16 protein-coding genes are annotated in these 15,052 nt (G+C 60.9%); 9 read left to right on the top strand and 7 right to left on the bottom strand.

Going from position 1 to position 15,052, the window contains the following annotated elements; genetic code table 11:
- Positions 1-24: 24 nt before the first annotated feature.
- A complete protein-coding gene (locus tag E3W21_RS13225; protein ID WP_134420402.1) occupies positions 25-213 on the bottom strand; it encodes a protein DnrP in 189 nt (62 codons plus the stop codon).
- A gap of 5 nt (positions 214-218) precedes the next feature.
- Positions 219-902 carry a Crp/Fnr family transcriptional regulator gene (locus E3W21_RS13220; protein WP_134420262.1) on the bottom strand — a complete coding sequence of 228 codons (684 nt, stop codon included), beginning with the start codon at positions 900-902 and terminating at the stop codon, positions 219-221.
- A gap of 564 nt (positions 903-1,466) precedes the next feature.
- On the opposite strand from E3W21_RS13220, the gene E3W21_RS13210 reads away from it, so the two are divergent.
- Both E3W21_RS13210 and E3W21_RS13205 read left to right on the top strand, forming a co-directional pair.
- The gene (locus tag E3W21_RS13210; RefSeq protein WP_134420258.1) at positions 1,467-2,657 is read left to right on the top strand and encodes an NnrS family protein; all 1,191 of its coding nucleotides are present in this window, start codon (positions 1,467-1,469) and stop codon (positions 2,655-2,657) included.
- 25 nt (positions 2,658-2,682) lie between these two features.
- Complete coding sequence (locus tag E3W21_RS13205) at positions 2,683-3,123, top strand: CopD family copper resistance protein (RefSeq protein ID WP_134420256.1); 441 nt, start codon at positions 2,683-2,685, stop codon at positions 3,121-3,123.
- A 75-nt stretch (positions 3,124-3,198) separates the two neighbouring features.
- On the opposite strand, the gene ytfE is transcribed toward E3W21_RS13205, so the two are convergent.
- The gene (ytfE, locus tag E3W21_RS13200) at positions 3,199-3,873 is read right to left on the bottom strand and encodes an iron-sulfur cluster repair protein YtfE (RefSeq protein WP_134420254.1); all 675 of its coding nucleotides are present in this window, start codon (positions 3,871-3,873) and stop codon (positions 3,199-3,201) included.
- A 155-nt stretch (positions 3,874-4,028) separates the two neighbouring features.
- On the opposite strand from ytfE, the gene norR reads away from it, so the two are divergent.
- From norR to E3W21_RS13165, 7 genes are all read left to right on the top strand, one after another.
- Positions 4,029-5,558, top strand: coding sequence for a nitric oxide reductase transcriptional regulator NorR (gene norR / locus E3W21_RS13195; RefSeq protein WP_134420252.1), 1,530 nt, complete (start codon positions 4,029-4,031; stop codon positions 5,556-5,558).
- An 88-nt stretch (positions 5,559-5,646) separates the two neighbouring features.
- A complete protein-coding gene (gene pdxH / locus E3W21_RS13190; protein WP_134420250.1) occupies positions 5,647-6,294 on the top strand; it encodes a pyridoxamine 5'-phosphate oxidase in 648 nt (215 codons plus the stop codon).
- 226 nt (positions 6,295-6,520) lie between these two features.
- Complete coding sequence (gene moaB / locus E3W21_RS13185) at positions 6,521-7,075, top strand: molybdenum cofactor biosynthesis protein B (RefSeq protein WP_134420248.1); 555 nt, start codon at positions 6,521-6,523, stop codon at positions 7,073-7,075.
- The gene (gene glp / locus E3W21_RS13180) at positions 7,072-8,307 is read left to right on the top strand and encodes a gephyrin-like molybdotransferase Glp (RefSeq protein ID WP_134420246.1); all 1,236 of its coding nucleotides are present in this window, start codon (positions 7,072-7,074) and stop codon (positions 8,305-8,307) included. Before moaB ends, glp begins: the two co-directional genes overlap by 4 nt.
- Positions 8,308-8,383: 76 nt before the next feature.
- Positions 8,384-9,379, top strand: a complete 996-nt coding sequence (locus tag E3W21_RS13175) for a peptidase U32 family protein (protein ID WP_134420244.1) — start codon at positions 8,384-8,386, stop codon at positions 9,377-9,379.
- A gap of 10 nt (positions 9,380-9,389) precedes the next feature.
- Entirely contained in the window at positions 9,390-10,280 is an 891-nt protein-coding gene (locus E3W21_RS13170; protein WP_095133606.1) for a U32 family peptidase, read from the top strand.
- Positions 10,274-10,744 (top strand): SCP2 domain-containing protein, encoded by a 471-nt coding sequence (locus E3W21_RS13165; protein WP_134420242.1) that lies wholly within the window; start codon positions 10,274-10,276, stop codon positions 10,742-10,744. The genes E3W21_RS13170 and E3W21_RS13165 overlap by 7 nt, the downstream gene beginning before the upstream one ends.
- A 479-nt stretch (positions 10,745-11,223) precedes the next feature.
- Here E3W21_RS13165 and E3W21_RS13160 read toward each other — a convergent pair whose 3' ends face one another.
- From E3W21_RS13160 to E3W21_RS13145, 4 genes are all read right to left on the bottom strand, one after another.
- Entirely contained in the window at positions 11,224-11,622 is a 399-nt protein-coding gene (locus E3W21_RS13160) for a putative zinc-binding protein (RefSeq protein WP_134420240.1), read from the bottom strand.
- 74 nt (positions 11,623-11,696) lie between these two features.
- Positions 11,697-12,371, bottom strand: coding sequence for a Crp/Fnr family transcriptional regulator (locus E3W21_RS13155; RefSeq protein ID WP_134420238.1), 675 nt, complete (start codon positions 12,369-12,371; stop codon positions 11,697-11,699).
- A gap of 86 nt (positions 12,372-12,457) precedes the next feature.
- Positions 12,458-13,105 carry a two-component system response regulator NarL gene (narL, locus tag E3W21_RS13150; RefSeq protein WP_129444700.1) on the bottom strand — a complete coding sequence of 216 codons (648 nt, stop codon included), beginning with the start codon at positions 13,103-13,105 and terminating at the stop codon, positions 12,458-12,460.
- Entirely contained in the window at positions 13,102-14,904 is a 1,803-nt protein-coding gene (locus tag E3W21_RS13145; protein ID WP_129444699.1) for a HAMP domain-containing protein, read from the bottom strand. Before E3W21_RS13145 ends, narL begins: the two co-directional genes overlap by 4 nt.
- Positions 14,905-15,052: the final 148 nt, after the last annotated feature.

Below are 15,052 nucleotides of genomic sequence, written 5' to 3'. Positions count from 1 at the left end.
GCTGCTACAGGGGATGTGTGGGGATCAGGCGCTGCGTGGCAGCCAGAAAAACATCGTCACGCAGAAGAGTGTCAGGCCGATGCAGAACCACATGAATCGGCGCAGCCGACGTTGCGCCGCGTGTGCAGCCAATGCCGGCAGGGGCATGCCGCATTGGCGGCACTCGGTTTCTTGCGCAGGGTTTACGTGTTGGCAATACAAACAGACGGGCATGGCACTCACTCGAACTGTTCCAGGCGCAGACGATCGAGAATGGCGATCTGGCGGCCGTCCTGGGTGATGATGTTTTCATCGATCAGGCGACGGATGATCCGCGAAAAGGTTTCCGGCTGGATCGACAGATGCCCGGCAATCAGTTGCTTGGCCATCGGCAGTTCGAATTGGCTGTCAATGGTTTGCTGGCGCACCAGTTGCGTCAGCAAATAGCGCACGACCCGGTGGGTTGCGTTTTTCAGGGACAGGGTTTCGATTTCGTTGACCCGTTGATGCAGGCGAACGCAGAGCTTGCCGAGCAGCGCAAAGGTCAGTCGGCTATTGCTCTGCAGCAGGCGCATGTAGGTGTTGTTGGATAACCGGTAGAGCTGAGTCGGGCAGATCGCTTCGGCCGAGGCCACATAGTTCGGGGTGTCCATCAGCATCATCGCCTCGGCGAAGGTTTGCCGATCACCAATGACCTCAAACACTTTCTCCTGCCCATCCGGTGTCAGGCGGTAGATTTTTACCGCCCCGGCAATGATGAAATAAAACGAGTCTGCCGGCTCACCCTGACGGAACAGCGGTTCGCCTTTGTCGATGCTCAGCAAGTGGCTGGTACTCATCAATTCACCTAGCTGTTCTTCGTTCAACGGCTCGAACAAGTGATGACTGCGCAGAATCTGGTGATGGACGCGATGAAGCACCATAAGAATTCATCCTGAGGATTGAGGAGGGGATGGCGAACAAGTCAAACGAGGCCTAGCGAGACGCCGCTGGCCAACGCCAGAACCGAGGTCAACACCACAAACCAGGCCAGTGGCTGGATGACTTTTTTCATGACGACTCCTGGGGATCGAGAGGGATCAAGGTTGCTGAAAGCTTGAGCAAGACGCGGGCCATACCCGGAGGGCCTTGTTTATTGGGGTTGTCAGATAAGAGGGTAAAAACAACCATGAGGTTTAGGGTTTAAAAGACCATTAAAGGGTCATTTGTACCCTGAATCGATCACCCCTGTGGGAGCGAGCTTGCTCGCGATAGCGGCGGGTCAGCCGACATTGATGCTGAATGTACCGCTGTCATCGCGAGCAAGCTCGCTCCCACAAGGGCAAACTCCCTCGCCACTGGAAAACGAGAAAGCTGCGGGGCACGTCCCTTGCACACTTGATCTGCGACAAAGGCAATTGATCGTCAATACACGATCATTGCCCCCGGACTTACCTCGACGCCTGCGGGTTAGCGTCAGGTCAGCAGCAAGGTAAAGGAGTGGCTTTATGCAAGTGCTCGACCGCCGTAAAGCGATGGCCATCGCACCGCTGTTACGTTTGGCCTTTCGGCCATTTTTCCTCGCCGGCTGCCTGCTGGCCGTGCTGGTCATTCCACTCTGGCTGGCCGCCTTCAGTGGTGCGCTTTCCGGCTGGCAGCCGGCGGGTGGCTGGCTGGGCTGGCATCGACACGAATTGTTGTTCGGGTTCGGCTTGGCGATCATCGCGGGTTTTCTGCTGACGGCCGTGCAAACCTGGACCGGTCGTCCCGGCATCAGCGGGCGACCCCTGGCCGCGCTGGCATTGCTGTGGTTGTTGGCGCGCGTGGCCTGGCTGGTCAATGCTCCGTGGCCGGTGCTTGCGGTACTGGAATTGGCGTTCCCGCTGGCGGTGGCCGCGCTCATGGGTTTCACCCTGTGGAAGGTGCGGCAGACACGTAACTACCCGATTGCGGTGGTGCTGCTGCTGTTAGCGGCGGCCGACGGGTTGTCCCTGTACGGCCTGGTCGAAGGTCATGAAGGCTGGCAGCGTCAAGGCGTGCTGACCGGCCTCTGGCTGGTGGCGGCGATGATGGGCTTGATCGGCGGGCGGGTCATTCCGTTCTTCATCCAGCGCGGCCTCGGCAAGGTCGAGGGCGTTACCCCTTGGCCCTGGCTGGATTGGCTGCTGCTGATTGGCTCACCGCTGGTGGCGTTGTTATATGCCGCCGGACCTGCGCTTGACCCCAATCTAGGGGTGGGCCTGTTGTTCGCCGTGCTGGCCGCCGGGCATCTGGTGCGTCTGATTCGCTGGCATGATAGCGCCCTCTGGCGCGTGCCGTTGCTGTGGTCGTTGTACCTGGCGTATGGCTGGTTGGCGGTGGCTTGTCTCGCAATGGCGCTGTGGCATTTCGGCGTGCCGATCAATCCGAGTCTGGCGGTGCATTGCCTGACGATCGGCGCCATGGGCGGCCTGGTGTTGGCGATGATTGCGCGAGTCAGCCTGGGGCATACCGGCCGTGCGCTGGAGCCACCGTCGGGCATGACTTTGGCGTTCATTTTGCTCAACCTGGCGTGCTTGAGCCGGGTCGTGTTGATCCTGTTCTTTCCCCTGCCTGCGTTGTGGCTGGCCGGTCTGTGTTGGGCGCTGGCGTTTGCGCTGTACGCCTGGCGCTATGGGCCGATGCTGCTGCGGGCCCGGGTGGACGGTCATCCGGGCTAACCACGTGAACTGATGGAGGCTGCCGGTGTTATATCCCTTTTTGCTGGTCACCCACTTGCTGGCAGCGATTGCCTTCATCGGCACGCTGTTTTTCGAGGTGGTCATCTGGCACCGCGCCCGCCAGGAGTTGGCGGATACCGCGCAAACGACGGCGGATCAGGCAATTGCAGTGCGTTCGCGCAAGGTGCTGCATGGCGTGGTGTTGCTGTTGTATGGCGCCGGCATCAGCCTGGCGTGGCAACACCGTGGCGTATTGAGTCAGCCGCTGGCGAGCAGTTTTGGCACGTTGCTGAGCCTGAAAATCGTTCTGGCCCTGAGCATCATCGGCCATTACTTCCTGCTGGCGTATTGGCTGAAAAGCGCACGACTGACCGCGACCCGCGCCAGCTGGATTCGCCGCAGCATCCTCGGGCACATGGTGTTGATCGTGATCCTGGCCAAGGCCATGTTCTATTGGCACGGTTGATCGCCCGCCGTCCCTGACAGACAAAACCCGCGTCAACCGGTGGGCTGGCGCGGGTTGGGTGTGAGCGGCAATCGATCAGTGACGACGGTTCAAGGCGTTAACAAACAACACGTTGTTTTCCAGATGGATGTGTTGCATCAGGTCATCACGAAACTCCAGCAGCCCACGATAAAGGGCTCGCCAGGTGTTACAGGCATCGGGCGGCGGGGTGATGTTGTTGGTCAGCGCGAGCAGCTTTTCGAGGGCTTCGCCATGTTGATCATGTTCAAAGCGCAGCACCTGGATCGGCGGCGCGGCCTGAGGGCCGATGCCCTGTTGCAGCATCGGGAAGAGCACTTGTTCTTCCTTGAGCATGTGGCCTTCGAGTTCTTGTTGCATGTCGGTCAGCAGATCGGCCAGGCCGTTGGGGCAGCTGCTGCGCGGACCGTGGACCTGCTCAACGCGACGGGCCAGGCGGATCAGTTCCGGCAGTTGCTCGCGATGGCGAGCGTGGTAGCGCGCCAGAAGGTGGGCGATCAACAGCTCCGACGGTTCGTTGCGCCAGTCGTGTTGGGTTTCGCCGGTGTCTTGCAGCCGGTGCAGCGCATCGGCAATCAGGACCGGATCGAGGTCTTTGCCAGCGGCTGCTTCGCGCAGGCTTTTATGCCCGCCACAACAGAAGTCCAGTTTGAAGGTGTGAAAAATCCGCGTGGCGCCGGGAATGTCGCAAGCCAGTTGGCCGAGGCTTTGTTCCAGTAGGGTCAGGCTCATCAGGGGTTCCTTGTTTGGATTTCAACGGTTCCCCAGGCTCATTGCATCCGGCATGCCATATTTAACGTGTTGAAAAATAACGCTTATTTATTAGTTGTGGTGATAGGCACCCGGACGCTTTAGGGTGAATCCAACCATAGAGGGTAATAACTACCATGCTGCGTGAAAGCCTGGCGGCCGACCTGATTGTCGAGTTGCCCAATGCCGTGCGGTTGCAACGATTGGTCCAGACCCTGCGCGAGTTCTTCAACAGTGGCGCCGTGGGATTGCTGCGTCTGGATGACGACAGTCTGAGGCCGGTCGCGACGGTGGGGCTGGTGCATGAAGCGTTGGGACGTCGGTTTGTCATCGCCCAGCATCCGCGGCTGGCGGCGATCATGGCGTCGCGCGAACCCACCTGGTTCGAGCCCGACAGTCGCCTGCCGGACCCCTATGACGGCTTGCTCGACAATCACGCCGGCGAACCGATGCCAGTGCACGACTGCATGGGCGTGAGTCTGTATGTGGAGGGGCGGATCTGGGGCGCGATCACCCTCGATGCGCTGCACGCCGGGACCTTCGACAGCCGTGCGCGGGAAGAACTCAAGCGCTGTACCTTGCAGATCGAAGCTGCCGTGCGAGTCACCCGGCTTGAGCAGGAAAACCGCAGCCTGCGCCTGTCCCGCAGCGATATTCAAGACGTGCGGCGGCCGGCGGATGAAGGCGAAATCCTCGGGCAGAGTGAGGTGCTGCACCAGTTGCTCAATGAACTGGACGTACTCGCCGATTCCGAGCTGCCGGTGTTGCTGCTTGGCGAGACCGGCGTTGGCAAAGAGCTGTTCGCCCGGCGCTTGCATCGTCTGTCGCGCCGCAGTCATAAGCCTCTGGTGCAGGTCAACTGCGCTGCGTTGCCGGAGTCTCTGGCAGAGAGTGAATTGTTCGGCCATGTCAAAGGCGCGTTTTCCGGCGCCACCAGTGACCGGGCCGGACGATTCGACGCGGCCAACGGTGGCACGCTGTTTCTCGACGAAGTCGGTGAATTGCCATTGGCCGTGCAAGCGAAGCTGCTGCGCACCCTGCAGAACGGCGAGATCCAGCGCCTCGGCGCCGACAAGCCGTTGCATGTCGATGTGCGCATCATCGCCGCGACCAACCGGCACCTGCCGGACAGCATCCGCGACGGCTTGTTTCGGGCCGATCTGTATCACCGGCTGTCGGTGTACCCGGTGCCGATTCCTCCGCTGCGCGAGCGGGGTAACGATGTGTTGATGCTGGCCGGGCATTTTCTTGAACTCAATCGGACGCGGCTCGGTCTGCGCGGTTTGCGTCTGTCGCCGGCGGCCGAGCGAGCGCTGCTGACGTACAGCTGGCCGGGCAACGTGCGGGAGCTGGAACATGTGATCAGCCGAGCCGCATTGAAGCAGCTCAGTCGCGGCACGAGTCGCACCCTGATCATGACGCTGGAACCCGAGATTCTCGACCTCGACAGTGCCATGGGCGGGCAGGGCGCGGTCGTCGAAAGTCCCCTGGACGTTACGGCTGATGAGCCGTTCCAGCCCCTGGGTGAAGCGGTCGACGATTACCAGCGCAAGAAAATTCTCCAGGCCTTGAGCCTGTCCGGGCAGAACTGGGCCAGCGCCGCGCGGATTCTGGAAGTCGATCCCAGCAACCTGCACAAACTGGCTCGGCGTCTGCGCCTAAAATAAGGCTGGGCATGCTCAGTGTTGATGGTGGTCAAGGTGGTGTTGCGCAGTGTCTTGCACACTGGGCGGAACCATTTTGGAGATCACCGTCATGCCCCTTTCCCTGGCACAAATGCGCCGCAACTACACCCTTTTTGGCCTGCAAGACGAGTTGGCGCTGGACGACCCAATGGCGATGTTCCGGCAATGGCTGCAACTGGCCCGCGACACCGAGCGCGCGCCTGTCGAAGCTAACAGCATGGTGTTGGCGACGGTCGACAGTGAAGGGCGCCCGCACTGCCGGGTCCTGCTGCTCAAGGGCATTAGCGATGAAGGCTTCACATTTTTCGGCAATTACCAGAGTGACAAAGGCCAGCAACTGGCCGCCAACCCGCATGCTGCCATGACCTTTTTCTGGCCGGGGCTGGAGCGTCAGGTGCGTATCGAAGGCCAGGTCTCCAGGCTCGACCCGACGCTGTCGGATGCGTACTACGATTCCCGCTCACAGGACAGTCGCCTGGGCGCCTGGGCTTCACCGCAAAGCCGGCCGTTGGCCAATCGGGCCGAGCTTGAATCGCTGTTGATACAAACCACCCAACGTTTTGCCGGCAAGACCGTGCCGCGGCCCGAACATTGGGGCGGCTACTGCCTGCACCCTGAGCGTCTGGAGTTCTGGCAAGGCCGTGCCGACCGCTTGCATGACCGTCTCGATTACCGTTTGCGCGATGGTGTATGGCAACGCAATCGCCTGGCGCCTTGAGATCCACTGCGCAGGTCATGTAGCGACGCAGGTCAATGTGGGAGCGGGCTTGCTCGCAAAGGCGGTGTTTCAGTCACCATTGATGTTGCCTGACACACCGCCTTCGCGAGCAAGCCCGCTCCCACAAGTTATGTACCCTGTGGAGGTACCTCCTTGGAGGAATAGGCTCACTGCGAATTCCGGTTCAGGCTTTGTCCCATACCCTAATTCACGGGAAGGCTTGGATATGGCCCATCTGGCGCTACGCACGTTTGAACCGCTGAACATTGCCGTGCTGACCATCAGCGATACGCGCACCTTTGACACCGACACCTCGGGGCAGACCCTGACGGATTTGCTGCAAACGGCCGGGCATGTATTGATCGATCGTGGTCTGGTCAAAGACGACATTTATCAGATCCGCGCCAAGGTCGCCCACTGGATCGCCGACCCTCAGGTTCAAGTGATACTGATGACCGGCGGCACCGGTTTCACCGCGCGCGACAACACTCCGCAAGCGGTTTTGCCGTTGCTGGACAAACACGTGGAAGGCTTCGGTGAACTGTTCCGTCAGGTGTCCCTGGCGGAAATCGGCATGTCCAGTCTGCAGTCACGGGCACTGGCCGGGATGAGCAATGGCGTGCTGGTGTGCTGCGTCCCGGGCTCGCCGGGCGCGTGTCGAACCGCCTGGAACCAGATCCTGCTCGAACAATTGGACAGCCGCACCGGCCCGTGCAATTTCGCCCCGCATTTGAAGCCGCAAGGGCAACGGGTCATCGACGCCTGCGAGACACGCTCATGACCGGCCGGGTGTGTGACCTCGGCCATCTGATGCCGGTGGACGAGGCCATCATCCGTCTGCTGGAGCAGGCACCGCCGCCGCCCCTGGCGCAAAAGATCGGTCTGGATCAAGCCTCGGGGCGGGTGCTGGCGGCGGACATTCATTCCCCCGTCAACCTGCCGGCCTGGGACAACAGTGCCATGGACGGTTACGCCCTCAGGGCCGCTGACCTGCCACCGGACGGCGGCTGTTTGTCTATTGGCGGACGAATTGCAGCGGGAGATCCGGCATGTTCGCCCTTGCTCGCGCAGCAGGCAGTGCAGATATTTACCGGTGCGCCATTGCCGCCGGGTGCCGACACGGTGGTGCCGCAGGAGCGTTGCCGGATCGATGGCGAACGCGTCTGGTTCCCGCCCGTAAACGCGGGCGATCATGTGCGTAAGGAAGGTGAGGAGGTTCGCCGGGGAGATCTGTTGCTCCGGGCCGGTAAACGCCTGCGTGCGCAAGAAGTGGGGTTGTTGGCCGGTGCGGGCATCGCGCGGGTCGAGGTCTATCGACCGTTGCAGGTGTGCTTGCTCAGCAGCGGCAATGAACTGCGTGAGCCGGGCGATCCATTGGCGCCCGGGCAGATTTACAACAGCAATCGTTATTGCCTCGCGGCGTTGTTGAGTGGTTGGGGCGTCGAGGTCCACGACTATGGCGTCATGGCCGATGAGTTGGCGGGCAGTCGGAATGCCTTGAGCCTGGCGTCTTCGGAATGCGATCTGTTGTTGAGTTCCGGTGGCGTCTCGGTCGGTGAGGAAGATCACCTCAAACAGGCCATCGAGGAACTCGGCAGCCTGGATTTCTGGCGGCTGGCCATTCAGCCGGGTAAACCGCTGGCCTTCGGCGAAGTGGCCGGCAAACCCTGGATCGGCATGCCGGGCAATCCTTCGGCGGCGCTGATTACCGCGTTGGTGGTGGTGCGTCCGTTCCTGCTCAGGGCCCAGGGTGTGAAAGACGTGTTGCCGGTGCCATTGGCCGTGCCCGCCGGGTTCGACTGGTTACAGCGCAACAAACGTCGGCAGTACCTGCGGGCTCGGCTGACCCCGGGCGCTGACGGCCAGTTGAGCGTGGAGCTGCACCCTCAGCAAAGCTCGGCGATGTTGAGCGCCGCGTGTTGGGCCGACGGGTTGGCGGTGATCGAGTGCGAGCAGCAAGTGCTCAAGCACGACAACGTGATGTTCCTGTCCTTCGCCGACCTGATGCATTGATCGCAATTGATTGCCGTCAAGGCCGTGCCTGCCGGTCTCGCTAGACTGGCAGCGCGTTTTTCCATGAGGATTACCCATGCAACTGGTCTGCCCGGCAGGGAACCTGCCTGCGCTGAAAGCGGCGGTGCGCGAAGGCGCCGATGCCGTCTATGTCGGTTTTCGCGATGACACCAATGCCCGGCATTTCGCGGGGCTGAACATGGACGACAAACAGTTCGACGCGGCGGTCGCCCACATCCGCCAGCATCAACGCAAACTCTATGTCGCGGTCAACACCTACCCGCAACCCAAGGGTTGGGAACGCTGGCAGCGGGCGGTCGATCGCGCCGCCGATTTCGGCGTGGATGCGCTGATCGCCGCCGACCCCGGGGTGCTCAACTACGCCAGCCAGCGCCATCCGCAATTGGCGTTGCACCTGTCGGTCCAAGGCTCGGCGACCCATGCCGCGGCGCTGGAGTTTTATGCGCAACGCTACGGGATTCGTCGCGCGGTGCTGCCGCGGGTGTTGTCGCTAGCGCAAGTGCGCCAGGTCGCTGCGAGCAGCCCGGTGCCCATCGAAGTCTTTGGCTTCGGCAGCTTGTGCATCATGGCCGAAGGGCGCTGCCATCTGTCTTCCTACATCACCGGCGAATCGCCGAACCTGTGCGGCGTCTGTTCGCCGGCAAAAGCGGTGCGCTGGAGCGAAGACGCTGGAGGTTTGAGCGCACGGCTCAGTGAAGTGCTGATCGACCGTTACACCCCCAAAGAACCCGCCGGTTACCCGACCCTGTGCAAAGGCCGTTTCCTGGTCGGCGGCAAACGCTTTCATGCGCTGGAAGAACCTACCAGCCTCGACACCCTGGATTTGCTGCCGGAATTGACGGCCATCGGCGTCGAAGCGATCAAAATCGAGGGCCGGCAACGCAGTCCGGCCTATGTCGAACAAGTCACCCGCGTCTGGCGCGCGGCACTGGATGCCCATCGCGGCTCGCCGGGCAGTTTTCGGGTCAAGGAGGAATGGCGTCTGGTGCTGGCCGGTTTGTCCGAAGGCAGCCAGACCACCCTGGGTGCTTACCATCGATCATGGCAATGAGGGAGGCGACATGAAGCTCAGCCTTGGACCGGTTCTGTTTTATTGGGACAAAGAGCAACTCAGCAACTTTTACGCCGAGATGTCGGCCTTGCCCCTGGATGTGATTTATCTGGGGGAAACCGTGTGTTCGAAACGCCGGGCCTTTTCACTGGATCAATGGCTGGGGCTGGGTCGCGAGTTGCAAGAATGCAGCCAGGCACAGTTGGTGATCTCCAGCCTGACGCTGATCGAAGCGGCCTCCGAACTTTCCAGCCTGCGCCGTCTTTGCGACAACGGCCAATTGCTGGTGGAAGCCAACGACATGGGTGCGGTGCAGTTTCTGGCCGAGCGCAAGTTGCCGTTCGTGGGCGGTCCGGCGCTGAATTTGTACAACGGTCATACGCTCGCGCAACTGCTGGACTGCGGGATGACCCGTTGGGTGCCGCCGGTGGAGTGTTCGGCGGCGCTGATTGGCGATGTGCTCGATCAGGTGCGCGAACTGGGCCGTGAGGTGCCGGAAGTCGAGATCTTTGCCTATGGGCATTTGCCGTTGGCCTATTCCGCACGCTGCTTCACCGCTCGGGCGGAAAACCTGCCCAAGGACGACTGTCGGTTTTGCTGCCTCAACTACCCCGACGGCCTGCCGTTGACCAGTCAGGAAGGGCAGGCGCTGTTCACCATCAACGGTATTCAAACGATGTCGGCTGAGGTGACCAATCTGCTGGCGGATTACACCGGGCTGGTGGCCTGTGGCGCTGACTTGTTGCGTCTGAGCCCTCGCGCTCAGGGCATGGCCGAGGTCATTGCCGCCTATCAACGGGTTCGTTTGGGCGAGACACCGCCGCTGTTCGTCGACGGTTGCAACGGCTACTGGCATGGCCAGGCCGGTATGTTGCGCGTCGAGGAGGTCGGCCTGTGTTGAATCGGAAAAAGTGGCTGTTGAAAGGTGCCGACCGGTTGTTGCCGCTGGTGCGCCGGGTGCCTTTTGCGGTGCAGCGCCTGGCGTTGCAGCAGGCGCTCAATCGCTGCCTCGCCGAGCCGTTGCGCGATGGTGAATTCGAGGTGTTGCGCGGGCGTTGGATGTGCCTGCGGATTCCGGACCTGGGGTTGTCCTGGTTCCTGACGCTGAGCCGTGAAGGGTTGCGAATTGCTGAACGCGCCGACGCGCATGTGACCATCAGCGGTAACTGGCGTGAGTTTTTATTGCTGGCGAGTCGCCAGGAAGACCCGGATACGTTGTTCTTTCGCCGGCGTTTGGTGATCGAGGGTGATACGGAGCTGGGGTTGGCGTTGAAGAACCTGATCGACAGTCTTGATCCTGATGTATTGCCGGTGTGGTTGTGGCGCAATCTGGAGCGGGCGGGGAAGGGGTTGGCGGCCGGTTAGCGGACCTGTATTTTTGGTCGGGGTACATATCCGTTTCTGCGGTAACGGCTGCTATTGGTTCCGCTTTTACAGCGGGTCACTTGGAAAAGCGCCAAGTAACCAAACGCTCTTGCCCCTGACGTACGGTGCCTCGCGTAGGCTCGGCATGCCCTCGCTCCGGTCCTGCTCCGTGGGCCCGCCGCCATCGGCCATCCATGGCCGGGGGCGGCTTCCGCGGCATCCATGCCGCGGTGCCCACTGCGCAGAACCTGCGCTCGGCCTTCCGACGGGGCAGATCAAGATCAAGATCAAAATCAAAAGCGAGGCGGCCCACCGGCCGGCCCCAGTTCATCGGCGGCGTACACCCAACCCGCACCTGGCAAAAATCCAAATGTGGGAGCGGGCTTGCTCGCGAAGGCGGACTGGCATCCACCATTGATGTCGATTGACACGGCCCCTTCGCGAGCAAGCCCGCTCCCACATTGGATTTTCGTTGGCCGTCAGGCCAAAGTTTCCTGCTGGTTTACATGCTGCCGAGCATCACTGGCAATCAACTGCTTGATCCCTTCAAACAACTCATCCCCCTGCGCCTGCGTGCAGTCCTCGCCATAACGCTTGCGCAACCCGTAATGGCTAAGAATCAAATGCACATCCGCGTGCAAACCATGCTGCTTCAAGCAGTTTTCAACGCATTGCAACGGGCAACCATCCAGCGCAAAAATCCGCCGTCCCGAACTTGCCTTGTTGACCAGTGCCGCCACATGCCCGCCAACCCCGACGATGCAGGACATTTCAGCCAGGCCACTGCGATCAAGCCGCACGGCCAGGGTGTTGGCCAGTTGGGCGACGTTGGAGCAGCCTGAGCAAGAGTAAATCAGAGGCAAGGTTGAACGGGACATGAGCGCTCTCCATGGATGGACTTCTTCAGTGTGCAAGGCCGGTGGCGTTGCGCATTGACTGCGGTCAATTCCGTCTACTGGAAGGCCGCCAGATCCTCTTCGGCGAGGATGCTGATATTGCGTCGTTCCATGGCGATCAGGCCACTGTCCACCAGTCGGTGCAAGATCCGCGAAAAGGTTTCCGGCTGGATACCCAGCTTCGAGGCGACCAGGCGTTTGGACACCTGCAAGACAATCAAACCGCTGACCGGGTTGCGTTCCTGGAACAGAAAATTGATCACCCGACGGCTCGCACTGGCCATGGTCAAGGTGTCGATGTCGCGCAGACGCAGATGCAAATGCACGCTCATGCTCGCCAGGATCGCCAGGCAGACTTTCGGCTGGTCTTCGAGAGCGTTGCGGTAATGGTTGCCCTCGATACTCACCAGCACGCTGTCCTTCAGCGCCGTGGCGCTGACCGGGTAGAGACGGGCCTGGCTGAACAGCAAGGCTTCGGCAAAGGTCTGGCCGGGCTGAATGATCTCCACCAGGTTTTCCTGACCTTCGCCGGTAAGCCGGTACAACTTGATCTGGCCGCTGACCAGCATAAAAAAGCGCTTGGCCGGATCGCCTTGGTGCACGAGTGTGCTGTGACAGGCCAGGCGCTTGAGCATCGCCAAGCCGCAGACTTCCTCGAAGATTTTCTCCGGTAGCTGGCTGAACAGATGATGACGACGCAACGTTAAAACGATGGAAGGGTGGGTCAGCATGGCGTACCTCCGCTGACGCTCATAGTAGAGAGCGCCGGACGGATGACCTATGCCTCTGCCGGCCTACCTCCAAAGAGGCATGCCCGTCAGCCGGCATTGCGCAGATGCTCCATGGCCCACACCGCCGCCTCGACCCGCGAGCGCAAGCCGAGTTTGTGCAGCAGGTTTTTCACGTGAACCTTGACCGTGCCTTCGGTGATGCCCAGCTTGTGCCCGATGACTTTGTTGCTGAAGCCGCTGGCGATGGTTTTCAGCACCTGACGTTCACGCTCGGTCAGTTCCACCACGGTCTGACGCTGCGGTGAGCGCAGCGCCTGGGCCATGACTTGGGTCAGCCCCGGGCTGATCACCAATTCGCCGTTCAAGGCATTGCGGATGTACTGAATCAACAGTTCGGGCTCCATGTCCTTGAGCAGGTAGCCGTCGGCATCCAGACGCAGTGCGTCGCGAATATCGTCTTCGGCATCCGAGACCGTAAACAGCAGCACCTTGCCGGTGTAGTGCATCGCCCGTAATTGGCGCAGGGTTTCAATGCCATTCATCAGCGGCATGTTGTTGTCGAGCAACACCAGGTCCGGTTGCAGCGGCTCGATCAGTCCGAGCGCTTCTTCACCGTTGCTGGCTTCACCGACGATCAGGAAATCGTCTTCGAGTTCGAGCATCTGGCGGATGCCATGCCGCATCATCGGGTGGTCGTCGACCAGCAGGATGGTGTGTTGCAGGGACGGGTTCATGTGACGCTACCTTCTGTTTGCTGCCCGAGAAACTCCGGGTGGAATTCCAGTTGGACGAGGGTGCCTTGCGGCTCCCTGGAGCCTATTTCGAGTTGACCGCGCAAGCTGCGGGCCCGCTCATCCATGATTTTCAGGCCATGGTGTTCGCGTTGGTCGACGTTGCCGCTGAAGCCGCGCCCGTCGTCTTCGACGATGAGCCTCACGGTTTCACCGTCCTGACGCAGTTGCAGCCAGGCGTTTTGCGCATGGGCGTGGCGCAGGCAGTTGGAGAGCGCCTCGCGGGTGATCTGCAAGATGTGGATTTGCTCGCTGGCCGATAACTGAAAGGCCAGCGCGTCGACGTGCAGGTGCACCTGGAATTCCCCGCGTCGGGAGAACTCCTCGGCGGTGTCCTTGAGCTCCTGCACCAGTCCCGCATCGTGAATCTGCAAGCGAAAAGTGGTCAGCAACTCGCGTAACTGGCGGTAGGCATTGTTCAGCCCCTCGCGCAGTTCGGCGGTGACGTTTTCCAGGGTTTCGACCGGTTCGCCACGACGCATCAGGGTTTGCAGGCGGCTGACTTGCAGCTTCATGTAGGACAGGGCCTGGGCCAGTGAGTCGTGCAGTTCGCGGGCGATGATCGTGCGTTCGTCGAGCAGCAGCAGGCGATGATCCTGTTCCCGTTGACGCTTGAGCGAGAGCGAGGTGCCGATCAGGTTGGCCAAGGCCTGGATCAGTTGGGTTTCCCAGGCTTGCGTCGGGTGCCCGTCGACAAAATGCGCCTTGAGTTCACCCAGTTCGCTGCCCTGATTGCTGATGCTGAAGGTTTGCGGGCTGGCTTTATGGTGCTTCTGACACGTGGCGCAATCGCTGCTGGCGCAGACTTCCCGGATGTTCGCACCGTGGAGGGCGAGCAACTGCTGGGCCGGTGCCTGCAATTGCCCTTGCAGACACAGCGACAGGCGCAAGCCGGGCAAGCGCTGCTGGAAGCGTCGGATCAACTCATCCAGCCCTTCGGCATTGGCCAGGCGTGTGGCCAGGCTTCGACTGCTTTGGTACAGCAACTCTAGGGCGGCATTGGCTTGTTGCAGGTTCAGGGTTTTTTGCTGGACCTGACTCTCGAGGGTGCGATGCGAGTCTTCGATCGTCTCGGCCATGGCGTTGAAGCTCATGGCCAACTGGCCCAGTTCGTCCTGGGACTGATGGTTGACCCGCACCTTGAAATCGCCGCGACGAAAGCGCTGGGTCGCATCCACCAACTCTTTCAAGGGCATGACGACCCCGTACTGCAATTCGTAGAGCCCAATCAGCAGGACGAACAGGGTGGTGAACAGGGCCAGGCCCTGGATCACCTGTTGCCAGCCTTGCTTCTGTTCGCTTTGGCGCTGTAGCAGGTTGACGAACTGGTTCAGTTGTTCAATGAAGGGCAGGGCCTGGACCTGAAAATAGGCGGCATCACCGCGCTCCAGTGCCGGACGCAAATCCTCGTTCCAGTGTTGCTGGATTTGCCCATAGCTGATTTGCAGTGCGGCGGTCGGGCCATCCTCCAGCACAGCCTTGAGCGACTGGCTGGTGAGACGGGTTTGCAGGCTGTCGGTGATGGCGATGATTTCTTCGCCGGTTGCACCTGCGGCCAGTTTCCAGCTCAGGTGGTAAGTCTCCATGCGCACCGAGCCTGCGGTGTTGATGGCTGCAGCATCGCCCTGGCTGAACCAGGCGATCAGTCCGGCGCTCAACGAACTGGCGAGGGCGAGCACGGCGATCAGGATCACCGCCAGCCCGGCGCGAGCGGGCAGGGAGCTGCGCAACCAGCGGATCATCAGCGCAGGTCTCGGAGAAAGACAGGAAAACAGAGCATGTGCAGCTCCAGGGTGGGGTTTTGCCGCCGATCCCGGGCGCGCTACCTCTAAAGAGTTGTCGACTGATCCTTGTCAGCAAAAACCTTGGCAGGAAACCTTAAGACGCTGA

The sequence above is a fragment of the Pseudomonas sp. F01002 genome (assembly GCF_004402115.1).
Lineage (GTDB): Bacteria > Pseudomonadota > Gammaproteobacteria > Pseudomonadales > Pseudomonadaceae > Aquipseudomonas > Aquipseudomonas frigoris.
Note: the sequence above shows the minus strand (reverse complement) of the source record. Positions and strands in the feature narration are given on the sequence as shown.